This is a genomic window from Achromobacter sp. ACM03 (assembly GCF_014851665.1).
GTDB lineage: Bacteria > Pseudomonadota > Gammaproteobacteria > Burkholderiales > Burkholderiaceae_B > Achromobacter > Achromobacter aegrifaciens.
In genome coordinates this window covers 542,950-557,284 of the sequence record NZ_JACVAD010000002.1, presented here as the reverse complement: position 1 = coordinate 557,284, position 14,335 = coordinate 542,950, and the positions used below count along the sequence as shown (strand labels likewise).

Here is a 14,335-nt window from a genome sequence, read left to right as displayed (position 1 = left end):
TGTAAACCTACACAAGAGATACGACTGTAGGAAGGTTTGGGCAACGACAAACCGGTCTCCGGACATCTAGATTGTGGCCTCTCGTTGAGAAAAGTCGTACCGGAATTTCAGTACAGTACAGGTACAGCGACCAGTTTTCCCGAATTTAGGTAGAATGCGCCAATCTACTGATTTAAAAGTTGTTTTACCTATTTCAACCTACGCTAGAATTCGCCCCATTTCCCTATAGAAACACTGTAAATCGCCAACTCAAAATCCCCCGCCGCAAGGCGTGCCGGTTCGATTCCGGCCCCGGGCACCAGAATTCAAAAAGCCGTTCCTGCAAATGCAGGGACGGCTTTTTGCTTTGAAAGACGGTGAGCGTCGCCGTTAGCGAAATATCCCAACTCAGGCTACGAATATCGGCAATCCCCGTGGACCCCTATCATGCACCTTGGCTCTACAGCGAACGGAAACGCACGCCTCAGAGCGCCTACTTTGAGGCCAGACCGAGGCATCGCTGAGCATTCTGGGCTTGTCCGGGCTATCGCCAATGCTGGCATTTGTGCGCAGCCGCCTCTGCCGGTATCTTGTCGGCACCGTCAGCCGCCAAAGCTCGGCTTTGGGCGCCCCTGACTGTCCGCACCGGCTCGAGCATTTTCATGAAAGTGCCATCTCTTCGACTGTGGCCTCCTTCGAGAACTGCGTTTTCGCGAGGTGCCGAAGTGCAGGAATCTCCTTGTCGAATGCATTCTCCATTCTTCTCACATGTTCGACGAGCCACTTAATCATGCTTGGCCAGCTCTCTCGGTTGTGTCCGTCGAAGGAAGCAGCGCATTCGATCAGTGACACCTTTTTGTCGTCCATGCGCCGCCAGGACAGCGGACCTTCGAAAGCCACCTCAAGCTCCTCCCGGCGTGCGTAGAGGTAGTCGAACAGCGCTTTGTTCGCCTCCTTCGATCGTGTGCCTAGGGCGAACTCTACCCGCGCCTCGTCTCTGTTGAAGATCATCGAATAGTAGATGCCGCTGGCGCCGGAGCCCGCATTGAGCCAATGGTCTCGGCTGGGACTGACGTTGGCGTAGAGTTCCACATTCGCTGTCCGAAGCGCCTCTAGGGCCGCATGCCAGAAATCCGTGCGCAACTGATACCGTGTCGCCTGGCCGCGCTCCGAGGACTGTTCCTCGTCTTCCTTTTCGGAAATGCCAATCATGAGTTCTTCGGCTTCTGGAAGCGGAATGACCTGTTCGACAGTGAGGAACAGATCGTCTCCGTCCTTGAACGGCGTCGCTCGAAAGCACTTCACGAACACCCGATGCTTCAATAGCCACAAAACAGTGGATGTCACTTCCTTTCGGAACTGCGCCGCCACCATGATGAGACGCTGATCGTTGCCGGGGTTCAGCACGACCTCCGCAAATTCTTCCTGTCCCAAAAAGTCGCAGATGAGCGCCTTCGCATCCTGGCCCGGTCCGGACTTGTCCAGATACTTCTGAAAGACCTCGGCGATCTGTGACTTCGACAAGGTTGAGCAGTAGGAGGCGTATTTGAGAGCTTGCCAAACGACGTCTTTTCCCGAGTCGTCAAGCTTGTTCTCGATGATGACTAAGTCACCGTTCTTATCGATGGCCAGCAGGTCGAGTCGCTCCCGGGTGTCGTCGAAGCCGTCGAATTCCTTTTGGATGATGAGAAGCTCTTCGCCCAGAGCATCTGGCTGATTAGCCAGCCATTCCTGAAGATGGTGCCGTTCGGTGAATCCCAGTTCCGAAAAACTCACCTCCTTCAGCTTGATGATGCGATTCGATGCATGGTCAATTCGGAACATGTATGGTCAATCCGGTTTCCGTTGTTGGGACGCATGTGGGCAATGCGGGCACGCCCGGTAGGAGCAGTGCTAGAGGCCACTATGTTACAAAATCATACTTCATCAAGCCTTGTGGTGCAGTCGCGGCCCCCGGGGGAGGTAGGCGGCTTTACAGACAGAGGATCTTCGATGGCCAAGTTATTTTTCTCTTATTCGCATGATGACGAGCAATATCGCGATCAGCTCGAAAAACACCTCGCGCCCTTGCAACACTAGGGACTCATCGAGTCTTGGCATGACCGCCGTATTGTCGCGGGCTGCCGCTTGGAAGCGGAGATTGATCAGCAGATCAACGCGGCGGATGTGATCCTTCTGCTTGTGAGTTCAAGCTTTTTGGCGTCCGACCACTCGGCACAGACTGTTGTAGACGGATGTTGACAGTCCTGTGCCCAGTTCCCCGCAAGACGATCAATTAACCGTCACGCCCGCCTCGCGCACCACATCGCCCCACAAAGAAATCTCCTTCACGATCTGATCGCGAAAATCCTGCGGGCTACCCGGCGCAGCCTCTTCCCCGGTCGCCTTCAAACGATCGGCCATCTCGGGCTTCACGACGGCCGCATTGATCGCCGCGTTCAGCTTGACCTGCACCTGCGGCGGCACGCCCTTGGGCGCGATGATGCCGTACCACACCGTCACGTCATACGGCACGCCAGCCTCGCGCACCGTCGGGATGTCCGGCGCCGAGGATACGCGCTGCGGCAAGGTCACGGCCAGCACCTTCAGGCGCTTGTCCTCGCGGTAAGGCAGGGTCGAGCCGGCCGTGGTCAGCATCGCGTTGACCTGGCCTGAGACCGTGTCCGTTAGAGCCGGCGCGGACCCTTTGTACGGGATATGGACCATGGTGATACCGGCCGTCTTCAAGAAGGCCTCCATCGCCAGATGCGATATGCCACCCGTGCCGGACGATGCATAAGTCAACCCGCCGGGCTTCTTCTTGGCCAGAGCCACCAGATCGCCCAAGCTATCCGCCGGCACGCTGGGATTGACCGATACGAAGAACGGCGCACGCGCGATCATGCCGATCGGCGTCATGTCCTCGACCGGATCGAACGGCAGCTTGTACAGGCTGGGGTTGACGGAATAGCTGTTGGAAATCAAGGTCAGGGTGTAGCCATCGGGCGCTGCCTTCAGGCCCTGCTCCACACCCAGCTTGCCGCCCGCGCCGGGGCGGTTCTCCACCACCACGGGCTGCTTCAGGCCATCGGACAGCAGCTGCCCCAGAAGACGCGCGATCCCGTCATTGCCGCCTCCGGCGGCAAAAGGCACGATCAGCTTGATCGGCTGCGAAGGGTAGTCATCCGCCTGCGCATTAGAAACCGATGCGGTAAACGCCACGGCAGCCAGCGTTATCCCCAGTACCGCCTTGCCCAGCTTGGCGCCGGATCGCGTTGTCATAGTTATCTCCTCCCTGATCGGCCGCAGCGCGGCCATGTTTATTGGCGAAAGGCGCAAGACTACAACTTAACGAGTGAAGTTGCAGGCTGGCCCAGCCTATCGATGGCGTTGAAAGGTTTCTCTATGTTGTATGCCTGGCCCGGACCGCAGGATCCCCGAGCCGCTCCACCAGCGTTGCCACCACCGACTTGTCCAACGATTGCACTGCATAGCAAAGTCCGATGCGCCGCGACATCTCCAGTCCTTCCAGCGGCCTGATCGCCACGCCGGCTTGGCTACGGGCGAGGGATTCCGGCGCCACGCACATGCCCGCGCCGGCGGCCGTCAACGCCAAGGCCAGGCGCAACGATCCGGCGTGCGCGGCCGGCGTATTTGCACCGGCGCCATAGAAGGGCAGCAGGCGCTGATGCGTCGGGTGGCTCGGGCACACAATCCACGGCAATGCCGCGTCGGCGCCGCTGCCTGCGGGCAGGGCCAGCACATAGGGGTCGACGGACAGCGGCAAGAACAGCTCGTCCTCGCAACGCTCGTCTTCAGTCGCCAGTCGGGCATCGCCCTGGCATCCTTCAAGCAGATTCACGAAAAGCCCCGGCACGACTTCCTGTGCCGCGCGCATGAAGGCCGCGATGTCCGGCCCTGCGATATCCGCCTCCACGCCGATCTCGATGCGCGACGCAGACGAACCATGGCGGAACTGATGCGTCATCGAGTCCGTCTGCGACAGGATGCGCCGCGCCTGTGGATACAGGATGCGGGCGTCCTCCGTCACGGCCACGCCCCGCGCCTGGCGTGCGAACAATTGCGTGCCCAGCAAGTCCTCCAGGCTCTTGATCGTGCCGGACAGAGCCGGCTGGCTCAGGTGCAGGCGACGGGCGGCGGCCGTGATGTTGCGCTCTTCGAAGACAGCGACAAAGGCCTTGAGCTGGCGGCTATCCATAAGATTTTCCGATTTCTTCCAAAGGAATAAACCATTTCTCAGGGCGAATTCCCGGGAATAGAATGATTTCCGATCACTCAAGCATACATAAAACCGATATCAGGAATCCACCATGTCTACCTTGAAAAAACCCCTTGTCATCATCACGGGCGCCAGCTCCGGCATCGGCCTGGCCACCGCCCGCCTGTTCTCGGCTCACGGCCACCCGCTACTGCTGCTGGCCCGCCGGCTGGAAAAAATGCAGGCGCTGAACCTGCCCGACACCCTGGCGCTGTCCGTGGACGTGACCGACCGCGCCGCGCTGGCCGCCGCCGTGCAGGAAGGCGAAGCGCGCTTCGGGCCGGCCGATGCGCTCATCAACAATGCGGGCGTCATGCTGTTGGGCGACATCACGCGCCAGGACCCGGACCAATGGGACCGGATGCTGGACGTGAACGTCAAAGGCGTGCTGAACGGCGTGCATGCGGTCGCGGCGGGCATGGTCCAACGCAAGCGCGGCAGCATCATCAACATCAGTTCAGTGGCCGGGCGCAAGACCTTTCCCAATCACGTGGCTTACGTGGGCACCAAGTTCGCCGTGCACGGCCTCTCGGAAAACCTGCGCGAGGAACTGTCGGCGCACAACGTGCGCGTGACCACCATCGCGCCGGGCGCCGTGGAAACCGAGCTGCTGGGCCATACCACCGATGCGGACATCAAGACGGGCTACGAGGCCTGGAAGGCCGAGATGGGCGGCAAGGTGCTGGCCGCCGAGGACGTGGCCAACGCCATCCACTACGCCTATGCGCAGCCGGACGGGGTTTGCGTGCGGGAAATCGTGCTGGCGGCCACGCGCCAACAGGCCTAATGCATCCGTTGCCGTGGCCGCATGACGTTCAGCCCTGCGCCTCCGCGCGCAGCGCGGCCCGCACCGCAGGGCGCTCTCCGATGCGGGCCGCGTATGCCGCCAGGGATGGCCAGCGATCCAGGTCGATCGCAAAGAACCTGCACCATCCCAGCACGGTAAACAGATAGGCATCGGCCACGCTGAACTGCTGGCCCATCAAGTAGGTGCTTTCGGCCAGGATGCCGTCCAAGTAGTCGAAGCGCTTGAAGAGCCGTTCGCGGAAATGCGCCTTGGCGGCTTCGGGCAAGGCCGACTGGAACAAGGGCGCCGATCCTGCGTGGATCTCGCTGGTTAGGAAGTTCAGCCATTCCTGCAGCCGCGTGCGTTCGCGCGTGCCATTGGGTGGCGCCAGCTGCATGCCAGGACGCAGGTCGGCCAGGTACTGGACGATGGCCGGCCCTTCAGTGAGCACATCGCCATCTACCAGCTCCAGCGCGGCGACATAGCCTTTGGGATTGATGGTGCGGAAATCGCGGCCGTCCGCGGTCTGCTTGGTCTGGTTGTTCACCTTGACCAGTTCGAAGGGCAATTCAAGTTCGCGCAAGACGATATGCGGCGATAGCGAGCAGGTATGCGGGGCGTAGTAGAGTTTCATGACATCTCCAGGGAACAACAGGGGAGCAGTCTCTCGCGCCGCGACACACAGGTAAAATTAATGCTCCATTCTCTTATCATTAGCTCAGCTACTTAATATGTTGAACCTGGGGCATTGGCGCCTGCTCGTCGCGACGGCCGACACAGGCAACATCTCCCGCGCCGCCGAGCGCGTGGGCATCACCCAGTCCGGCGCCAGCCAGGCCATTGCGCAGCTGGAAGCGTCGCTGGGGCTCCAGGTCTTCACCCGTTCCCGCAAGGAAGTGGCGGTAACGGCGCTGGGCGAACAGGTCATCGATCACGCCCGCGCGATGCTGTCTCACCTGGAGTCCATCCGCGCCCTGGCCGACGACAGCCAGGGACTGAGCCGGGGCCGCATTCGGCTGGGCAGCTTTCCCTCGGTCATCTCGACGCTGCTGCCGCCCCTGCTGCACGGCTTCCGGCTGCGCCACCCCGGCATCGAGGTGGTGGCCTTGGAGGGCACGGATGAAGAGGTCGAGGAATGGCTGTCGCGCGGCGCCATCGATCTGGGCGTGGTGATGAACCCCGCAACGCAAAGGCAAGCCCTGATCCTGGGCCGCGATCGCTGGATGGCGCTGCTGCCCGGCATGCATGCGCTCAGCCGCCGCGCGTCGTCGCGGGGCGTCGCACTGGCCGAGCTGGCCGATGAACCGTTCATTCTCGCGACCGGCGGCTGCGCCGTGAATGGCCTGAGCCTGGCGCGCAAGGCCGGACTGGAACTCAACGACATCCGCGTCACGGTCCGCGACTGGGCCAGCGCCTGCGCGCTGGTGCGCGAGGGCATGGGGGTCGCGGTGGTTCCCGAGTCCACGCTGCCCGCGGACATGCGCCAGTTGCGCGCCTTGCCGCTGAGCCCGGCGGCGCGCCGGGAGTTTGGGCTGGTGCGCTCTGCCGCTGGACGGCAATCCGCGGCAGTGGGCGCGCTGTGGCAGCATGCCGCCCATGCCCTCAGCTCAAAAGCTTCGGCCAAAGTACGTACCCACTGAGACGAATCGCACGCGTATCCCAACCGCCAGCCGAAACTCCGCGCTACGATCTGATCATCGTTCCATCCCGCTTTTTCCGGACACGATCGCCGAAGCGCTGCCCAAGGGAAACACCGCGCCATGACACCCCGCCTGTACGCGCTCACCCTGCTCTCCATGCTTGCCTTCGCCGGCAATTCGCTGCTGTGCCGCCTTGCGCTCAAGCACACCGCCATCGATCCTGCCACCTTCGTGGCCATCCGCATCGCTTCCGGCGCATTGGTGCTGTGGCTGGTATTACGCATGCGCAAGCCGGCCAAACAGCTGGAAGGCAATTGGCATGGTGCGTTGGCGCTGCTGGCCTATGCCGTGGCCTTCGCCTATGCCTACACCCAGATCCCGGCAGGAACCGGCGCCTTGCTGCTGTTCGCGTCGATCCAGATCAGCATGATCCTGTACGGATTCTTCATCGGCGAGAGGCTAAGCATCACGCAGGGGCTGGGCATAGGCCTGGCGGTGGCCGGCCTGGTGATCCTGATGCTGCCCAGCATCAGCGCGCCGCCGTTGTTCCATGCCTTGCTGATGATCGCGGCGGGCGTCGCGTGGGGCGCCTATTCGCTGCTGGGCCGCAGCGCCAGGGACGCGGCGTCCGCGACGGCGGGCAACTTCATCCGCGCCACGCCTGTCGCATTGTTGCTATTCCTGCTGCACGGGCTGAGCTCACGCGTGGGCTACGACGCTGCGGGCGTGGCATATGCCGTGGCTTCCGGCGCGGTGACCTCGGGCCTGGGCTATGTCTTCTGGTATGCGGCGCTCAAAGGCCTGAAAGTGACTCACGCCGCCACCGTGCAGCTCAGCGTGCCGGTGTTGACGGCATTTGGCGGGACCCTGTTCCTGGATGAGCCTGTGACCGGAATCCTGGTAACGGCGTCGGTGCTGATCCTGCTCGGCATCGCGTTGGTGGTGCTGGTCAAGCGGCCGGCTCGATAGCCCTTTTCAGTTCACGCGCTTGGGCAGCACCGCCCGCATCCAGCGCGACAGGCGCGGCCGGATGCGCTGGTTGTGCAGCAGCACGGCGCCCACGGCGCCGATGAATGCGCCGACCACCGTGTCCAGGAAGCGCGCCTCGATGACGGCGGCGGGATAGCCTTGGCCCAGGTGCGGCGCCTCGGCCAGGAAGATCGTCAAGGGCGTGATCAGCACCACCGCGCTGGCGTAATGGCGCACCACCAGCGTTTCTATGCCGAACGACAGCGCCATCATCACCAGGCTCAGGGTCCATACGTTCAGCGGCAGGCTCAACAAGGCCCATGCCACGCACAAGCCCACGGCGGTGCCCAGGATGCGATGCAATTGACGGTTCCAGGCCGCCATCAACGTCGCGCCCTGGATGATGGCCAGGCAACTGACGGGCACCCAGTAGGGGCGCGGCAGTTGCAGCAACTCGGCCACCAACAGGGACACACCCACGAACAGGCCGATGATCACGGAGTCGTAGACCACGAAATCGAACGTGGGCCTGGGCAACGCGGTTTCGGGCGGCGGCGGCGCGACTCGCGTCATGTGCAGGGAATACACAAACGCCACCAGGCACGCGACCAGGCTGCCCAAGGCCACCATGCCGACGCGTGTGGGGATTTCTTCCACGCTCCCCGGCGTGTAGGCCGCGATCGCAGTCGCCATGATGTAGAACAGGCTGCCCGGCGGCCCCAGCCGGTAGCAGCGGCAGACCATGTTCACCACCATGGCGATGAAGGTCAACGCCACCAGCATGACAGCAGGCCAGAACTGCGTCAGCGCGCCCACCGCATAGCAGGCCACCATGCCGAAGGACGCCGCCAACAGCATCATCATGCGGTGCTGCAGCGATGAATTGGGCAGGCTCAGGAACACCATGCCGCCCAGGCTCGACATCAGGCCGTAGTCCATGCGGCCGAAATAGGCACCCACCAGCAAGGGCAGCCCAGAGGACAGGGCCGCGGCCAAGGGCATTTCCCAGGGCCGGTCGCTGGCGTTGACCCGGATCAGTTCGCGCCACACGCCCAAAAGGCGCGCTTTTGCAAAGGCGAATGAACGCCAGGAATCGGGACGGCCGCCGCCGCCCTGCGGCTCATCGCTATTGTTCATGTACAGGCCCGATCGGAAATTCCATGCTTGCCATTGTCGCCGCCTGGCTGCAATGTGGATAGAGGCGGCAAGGACGCCCAACCGGCGGCATCACAGTAAAATCCGTGCTCAGTCCGTACGTTCAGCACGTCCAATGCGTGTGCCGTTGACAAAAATCATGATGCTCATTGCATTGCTTCGGATAGGCTTATGCGCAATATAAAAGGCAAGTCCTCGTCCAATACGGATGGCTATTTGTTTTCTGATCAAGTCGGTCACCTGCTGCGGCGCGTGTACCAGCGGCATACCGCCCTATTCCAGCAGTACATTCCCGATTCCCAACTCACCGCGGCGCAATTCGTCGTGCTGTGTTCGGTGCGGGACAAGGGCGCGAGCTCGCTGGCCGATCTGGTCAAGGCCACGGTCATCGACCAGGCCACTGTGCGCGGCGTGGTCGACAGGCTCAAGCAGCGTGAACTGGTCCAGGTGGACCATGACCCCGTCGACCGCCGCAAAGTCGTCATCAACCTGACGCCCATCGGCCAGGAACTGGTGCAGCAGATGGAGCCGTTCGCCAAGCAGATCACGGAAAGCACGTACGGCAACCTGAATCCTGCCGAACGCCTGGCGCTGAACTATCTATTGACGAAAATGCTGAACGGCGACGAACAGGGTTGACTGTTCGCCGCCGTTCGTCAGGTGAAGGTCAGTCCAGCGCGCGGTTACGCGATTCCACGTCGACCGACCAGATCGCGATGGCGCCTGCGACCAGCATGCTGGACAGCACGGCCAAGGACAGCGTGAAGTGACTGGCCATGATGGGCGCGATGATGGCCGGCGCGAAAAGTCCGCCGAAACGCGCCACGGCTCCCGCCATGCCCATGCCGCTGGCACGCAGGTCGGTCGGATACACCTCCGGCGTGAACGCGTACAAGGCGCCCCACGTTCCCAGCAGCGAGAAACTCATCAGCAGGGTAGATCCGATCACCACGAACGGCGACGTGCCCAGGCTGTACAGCATGCATCCCACCGCGCTCAGCAACAGGAATCCGACCAGCGTGGGCTTGCGTCCCCAGCGCTCCACGCCGTAGGCGGACAGCGCGAAGCCGGGCAGTTGCACCAGCGCCAGCACCACCAGGAACTCCTGCCCGCGCATGAATGCGAAGCCTTCAGTGCTGAGCTTCACCGGCAGATAGACAAAAACGCCGTAGTACGCGATGGAGATCAGCGCCCATGCAAGGAACAGCCCGATACTGCGGCGCCGATAGTTGCCCGAGAACAGCGCGAACATGGACTTATGCACCGGCGTCTCGGGCTGCAAGTGGGGCATGTCCACATCGCGGCGGTTGACCCGCGCCACCCTTTCCAGCACCTTGCGCGCCCGGTCCGACTTGCCGTTGCGGTTCAAGTACATGGGAGATTCGGGGATATAGAAGCGCAAGGCCACCCCGACCAGCGCCGGCAGGCCGGTCACGAAGAAGATCACGCGCCATGCGTCGTCGCCCCACGACGTCGCCGCCAGCGCCAGCAGCGCGAGAAGAATGGTGCCCACGGCCCAGAACGATTCCAGCAGCACCAGCCAGCGGCCGCGGCGGTCGCTGGGCAGGAACTCGGCCATCATCGTGTAGTCCACCGGTAGCGTGCCGCCCACGCCGATGCCGGTCAGGAAGCGCAGGAACAGCAGCCAGGTGAATTCAGGCGCAAAGGCCGACGCCACGCCGGCGCAAGCGTCGATGATCACCGCAATCATCAGGACAGGGCGGCGGCCAATGCGGTCGGCCATGCGTCCGAACACGAACGCGCCAATCAGCATGCCGATGAAGAAGAACGTGCCGCTTTGCAGTGCCTGCGGCACGGTAATGCCAAAGGTCTTGGCGATCGACGGCGCGCTGAAGCCGATCGACAGCACCTGCATGGCATCGGCCATCCAGACCAGGCCAAAAATCACGAATAGCCGATACTGGAACTTGCCGACGCCGGCCACCAGGATGGCCTTGTCCACTGAAACCAATGAAGCTGACATAGATGAAACCCCTTGTTGTGATCAACACAAACTGCCGCACGCGTTGTGGCCGCGCTTCCTTTAGTTCAGCTCCGCGTGCTCGCGCAGCTTGCTAATCGTGTTCGTCGTGTCTGGCCAGGCGTCTTTCCCTGGCGCGTAGCGTTCCCGCAAATAGCCGACCAGGTCCGCGATCTGTCTGTCGTCAAGGCTGTCCTTGAATCCCGGCATGTAGCCCAGCTCGTCATTGGCCGGATTCTGGATGCCGTTGAGAATCACCTGGATCAGGTTGTCGGGCGTAGCGGCGTGCAGATTGGTGTTCGCGTTCAATTGGGGTTTCACGCCAAACAGCGTCGGGCCGCTGCCCGCCTCGTGGCAGACCGCGCATGCGTTCTGGTAGACGCGTTCGCCGTTTGCCCGCCGGCCCTGTAGGGATTGGATCGTGGCTGCGGCCGGCGCTGGAGCCGGCGAGGCCTCAGCAGCTTTGGCCCCGGCAGAGCCCGCCGCTTGCGGCAGATCCAGCAAATACGTGGTGATGGCCCTTACGTCGCTGTCCGGCAGCTCGGCCAACCCCTGGATCACCGGCGCCATCGGACCCGCCGCCACACCGTGGCGGGGCGAGTACCCCGTACGCAGATACTGGAACAGTTCCTCTCCCGTCCAGGCCCGCGAGCCCGCAGCCAATTGGTTCAGTGCCGGCGCGGTCCAGCCCTCGGCCTCGCCGCCAGCCAGGTAAAGCACGCCCGTCTTTTCCGCCCCCAGGCGGTTGCGCGGCGAGTGGCATGCCGCGCAGTGTCCGGCCCCCTGCACCAGATAGGCTCCCCGCAGCCACTCCGCGCTGCGCGACGCATCGGGCGTGAACGGCGTGGCGTCGTGAAACAACGCATTCCAGCCTGCCAGCAAGGGACGGAAACTGAAGGGGAAGGCCAGCTGCGTCTTTGGCGGCTCGGCGCGCACGGCGGGCTGCGACATCAGATAGCCGTACAGCGCCTGCATGTCGGCGTCGCTCAGCTTGGCGTAGGCCGTGTACGGAAAGGCCGGGTACAGCTGGCGCCCGTCCTGATGCACGCCTTGGCGCACGGCGCGCTCGAACGCCGTGTATGACCACCGGCCGATGCCTGTCTCGTTGTCAGGCGTGATGTTGGTGGTGTAGATCGTGCCGAATGGCGTGTCCAGCGCCAGGCCGCCGGCATTGGCCTTGCCGCCCGGCGCGGTGTGGCAGGCAATGCAATCGCCCGCGGCCGCCACCAGGCGACCGCGCTCGATCGCGCGTGACGAATACAGCGACACGTCGGGACCGGCCGTCAACGGCAGCGCCGGTTTGACAGGCCAGAGCGCGGCGGCCATGCCGGCGACGCCCGCCATGCCTGTCGCCAGCCAGACCCAGCCGCGCCTCAGCGGATTGCGCATGCGCTCGCGGCGACGGCTGGCGAGCGCCAGCCGCAACTGCTCGGAATCGAAAGGCGCCTGCCGCAGGCGCACGCCCGTTGCGTCCTGGATCGCGTTGGCAATGGCGGCTGCGGCGGGCAGCGTAACCACGCCATCCATGCCCAATTGTCCCTGGACCAACACGCCGTCCTCGGTTGCATCACGGCGCGACAGGCCATCGTGTCCTTCGTATAGGCTCAATGCGCCGAGCTGTTCGTCTTCGGCATCCAGCGCTGGACTGCGCCAGTCATCGAAGACTGGCGGCCCCGCCAGCAGGCGACGGGCATTGGCCAGCAGCCGGGGCGTCTGATGCTCGATTGCCGCACGTATCGGCGCGCCTTGGGCCTGCTGCAAGTGCTGGCTGTCATGCCCGGCGACCACCCGCGTCACATCGACCTGACCGGTAAGAGGCTGTACGGTGACCTCGGCCACCCAGGCGCTCCATACCGTCCGCGCGGCACCCGTCTCGTCCTCGCACTGCACCTGCGCCGTGGCGAAGCCTGTGCCGCGCAACGCGCCGATGCGCGGCGCGTCGTTGTCGTCCCTGGACAGCTCCGCCCGCTCCACCACCTGGCGCGCGAGTTCCAGCCCCGGTCCTTCGGGCAAATGCCGCAGGCGCCACGCGAGCGGTTCCTCGCCGCGGGCCAAAGCCTGCTCATGCCACAGGCTTTCCTGGGCAAACACTTGCGCCGCATTCAACTCGTCAACGCTGGCGCGCAGGGGAAGCGCCGCCCGAGTACCGGCCTGCACGGCGAAATCGCTGCGCACCGTCGCTTGGGCGGACGCGCGCGCGTGCGCGGGCTGGCTCAACAAGCGCGCCAGGCTCGGGCGCATGGCCCAGGATGCGTCCGCCCACAGGATCGCGGGCTGATCGCGAGTGCTCTCGACGCCAGGCGTCGTTGCATGCGGGTTCGAGGCAGGTTCCGGCGCTACCGCTGGTTGAGGGGCTTGCAACACCAGTTCGTCCGCAGCCTCTGCGCGGCAGGCCACGCAGACAGGCCGGCCCACGGCCTGCGACAGCACGGCAGCGTCCGCAGCCGCATCCATCAGATCCAGCGGATGCGGCATGTTCTGGTGGACTGCGCTCGCACCATTGGCGTCAACAATGTTCAGCCGTATCGCGGCCTCGGGCAGCTCTAGCAAGGCCGCGAGCTCACGCCGCAGAATATGCTGCACGCCAGGCGCACACGGCGGCAGCCATACGCCTGCATACCCATCGACGCTCCAAGCCGTGACGCGAACGCCGGCTTGCGGCTCGGCCGACGGCAGGCGCAAGCCGTAACGGATCTGCTCCGAGCCGGATGTGGACATGCGTGTTGTCTCGCCCGCATCAGTCGATTGCCACACGGGGGCCAACTCTGCCGCGGCTTGCCGGGCATACAGCAGGGTCACCGCAACCACGCCGATGAACTGCGCACGCTGCGTCGTCGCCACCACGCCAGCCAGGGCTCCGGCCTCTGCCAGTCTCGCGCTCAGCAGCCGGCTCCCGCGGTAGCGCAGGCCGTCCCACGCCAGTTCAGGCGGCCGCAGCGCAATGCCATGCAATACGTCGGCGGGCAAAACCGTCGGCAGGCCGCCATTTGCCGGCGGGGCCCCGAAAACGTGCGCGCTCATGGGGCGGGATCGTCCGCGACGCCAGCCGTGCGCAATTGCACGGCGCGCACGGCCGCCTGCATGATCTCTACATGGGTGCCGCAGCGGCACAGGTTGTGGTGCAACTCGCTGCGCAATGCCGCTTCAGTGGGGCAGGGATTGCGCCGCAGCAGCGCCTCCACCGTCATGATCATCCCGTTCAGGCAGTAACCGCATTGCGCCGCCTGACACTCGATGAAGGCTTGCTGGGTTGGCCCGGGCCGTTGCCGCGTACCCAGGCCCTCCAGCGTGGTGATCGCACGTCCAAGCGCGGCCTTGACTGGAATCACGCAGGACCGCGCCGCCACGCCATCTATCAACACTGTGCAGGCCCCGCACTCACCCAGGCCACAGCCGTACTTCGGGCCATTGAGTTCGAGATCATTGCGCAGCACGTGCAGCAGCGCCGTGCCGGGCGCAGCCGGCACATCGTGCGCGCATCCATTCACCATCAGGCGGATCGGCTGCGGGGCGCTGCTTGGATAGACGGTGGATCCCATGGGCGTGGCACGTGGCTGAGTTTGAAA

12 protein-coding genes are annotated in these 14,335 nt (G+C 63.7%); 4 read left to right on the top strand and 8 right to left on the bottom strand.

Going from position 1 to position 14,335, the window contains the following annotated elements; genetic code table 11:
• Positions 1–639: 639 nt before the first annotated feature.
• The 3 genes from IB257_RS10815 to IB257_RS10805 all read right to left on the bottom strand — a co-directional run bounded on the left by IB257_RS10815 (position 640) and on the right by IB257_RS10805 (position 4,177).
• Positions 640–1,803 carry a DUF4268 domain-containing protein gene (locus IB257_RS10815; RefSeq protein ID WP_192353813.1) on the bottom strand — a complete coding sequence of 388 codons (1,164 nt, stop codon included), beginning with the start codon at positions 1,801–1,803 and terminating at the stop codon, positions 640–642.
• A 447-nt stretch (positions 1,804–2,250) separates the two neighbouring features.
• On the bottom strand, positions 2,251–3,240 hold the full coding sequence (locus tag IB257_RS10810; protein ID WP_192492285.1) for a tripartite tricarboxylate transporter substrate binding protein: 990 nt from the start codon (positions 3,238–3,240) through the stop codon (positions 2,251–2,253).
• Positions 3,241–3,361: 121 nt separating this feature from the next.
• Positions 3,362–4,177 carry a LysR family transcriptional regulator gene (locus IB257_RS10805; protein WP_054458897.1) on the bottom strand — a complete coding sequence of 272 codons (816 nt, stop codon included), beginning with the start codon at positions 4,175–4,177 and terminating at the stop codon, positions 3,362–3,364.
• A gap of 112 nt (positions 4,178–4,289) precedes the next feature.
• Here IB257_RS10805 and IB257_RS10800 point away from each other — a divergent pair, with 112 nt between their 5' ends.
• Positions 4,290–5,024, top strand: a complete 735-nt coding sequence (locus IB257_RS10800) for an SDR family oxidoreductase (protein WP_054458895.1) — start codon at positions 4,290–4,292, stop codon at positions 5,022–5,024.
• Between the two features lie 28 nt (positions 5,025–5,052).
• Here IB257_RS10800 and gstA read toward each other — a convergent pair whose 3' ends face one another.
• Positions 5,053–5,658 (bottom strand): glutathione transferase GstA, encoded by a 606-nt coding sequence (gene gstA, locus IB257_RS10795; protein ID WP_175159778.1) that lies wholly within the window; start codon positions 5,656–5,658, stop codon positions 5,053–5,055.
• Positions 5,659–5,755: 97 nt separating this feature from the next.
• Between gstA and IB257_RS10790 the strand changes: the two genes are divergently transcribed.
• Both IB257_RS10790 and IB257_RS10785 read left to right on the top strand, forming a co-directional pair.
• Positions 5,756–6,664 (top strand): LysR family transcriptional regulator, encoded by a 909-nt coding sequence (locus tag IB257_RS10790; RefSeq protein WP_192492284.1) that lies wholly within the window; start codon positions 5,756–5,758, stop codon positions 6,662–6,664.
• Positions 6,665–6,784: 120 nt separating this feature from the next.
• Positions 6,785–7,633: a DMT family transporter gene (locus tag IB257_RS10785; RefSeq protein ID WP_192492283.1), complete on the top strand. Its 849-nt coding sequence runs from the start codon at positions 6,785–6,787 to the stop codon at positions 7,631–7,633.
• A 6-nt stretch (positions 7,634–7,639) separates the two neighbouring features.
• On the opposite strand, the gene IB257_RS10780 is transcribed toward IB257_RS10785, so the two are convergent.
• Complete coding sequence (locus tag IB257_RS10780; protein WP_054458887.1) at positions 7,640–8,770, bottom strand: FUSC family protein; 1,131 nt, start codon at positions 8,768–8,770, stop codon at positions 7,640–7,642.
• A 189-nt stretch (positions 8,771–8,959) separates the two neighbouring features.
• Here IB257_RS10780 and IB257_RS10775 point away from each other — a divergent pair, with 189 nt between their 5' ends.
• Complete coding sequence (locus IB257_RS10775; RefSeq protein WP_054458885.1) at positions 8,960–9,427, top strand: MarR family winged helix-turn-helix transcriptional regulator; 468 nt, start codon at positions 8,960–8,962, stop codon at positions 9,425–9,427.
• A 28-nt stretch (positions 9,428–9,455) separates the two neighbouring features.
• Here the strand turns inward: IB257_RS10775 and IB257_RS10770 are convergent, their stop codons facing one another.
• The 3 genes from IB257_RS10770 to IB257_RS10760 are packed head-to-tail and all read right to left on the bottom strand — an operon-like array spanning position 9,456 to position 14,308.
• Entirely contained in the window at positions 9,456–10,772 is a 1,317-nt protein-coding gene (locus tag IB257_RS10770) for an MFS transporter (RefSeq protein ID WP_119451707.1), read from the bottom strand.
• Positions 10,773–10,832: 60 nt separating this feature from the next.
• Positions 10,833–13,790, bottom strand: a complete 2,958-nt coding sequence (locus IB257_RS10765; protein ID WP_192492282.1) for a cytochrome c — start codon at positions 13,788–13,790, stop codon at positions 10,833–10,835.
• Positions 13,787–14,308, bottom strand: a complete 522-nt coding sequence (locus tag IB257_RS10760; RefSeq protein ID WP_119451705.1) for a (2Fe-2S)-binding protein — start codon at positions 14,306–14,308, stop codon at positions 13,787–13,789. The genes IB257_RS10765 and IB257_RS10760 overlap by 4 nt, the downstream gene beginning before the upstream one ends.
• Positions 14,309–14,335: the final 27 nt, after the last annotated feature.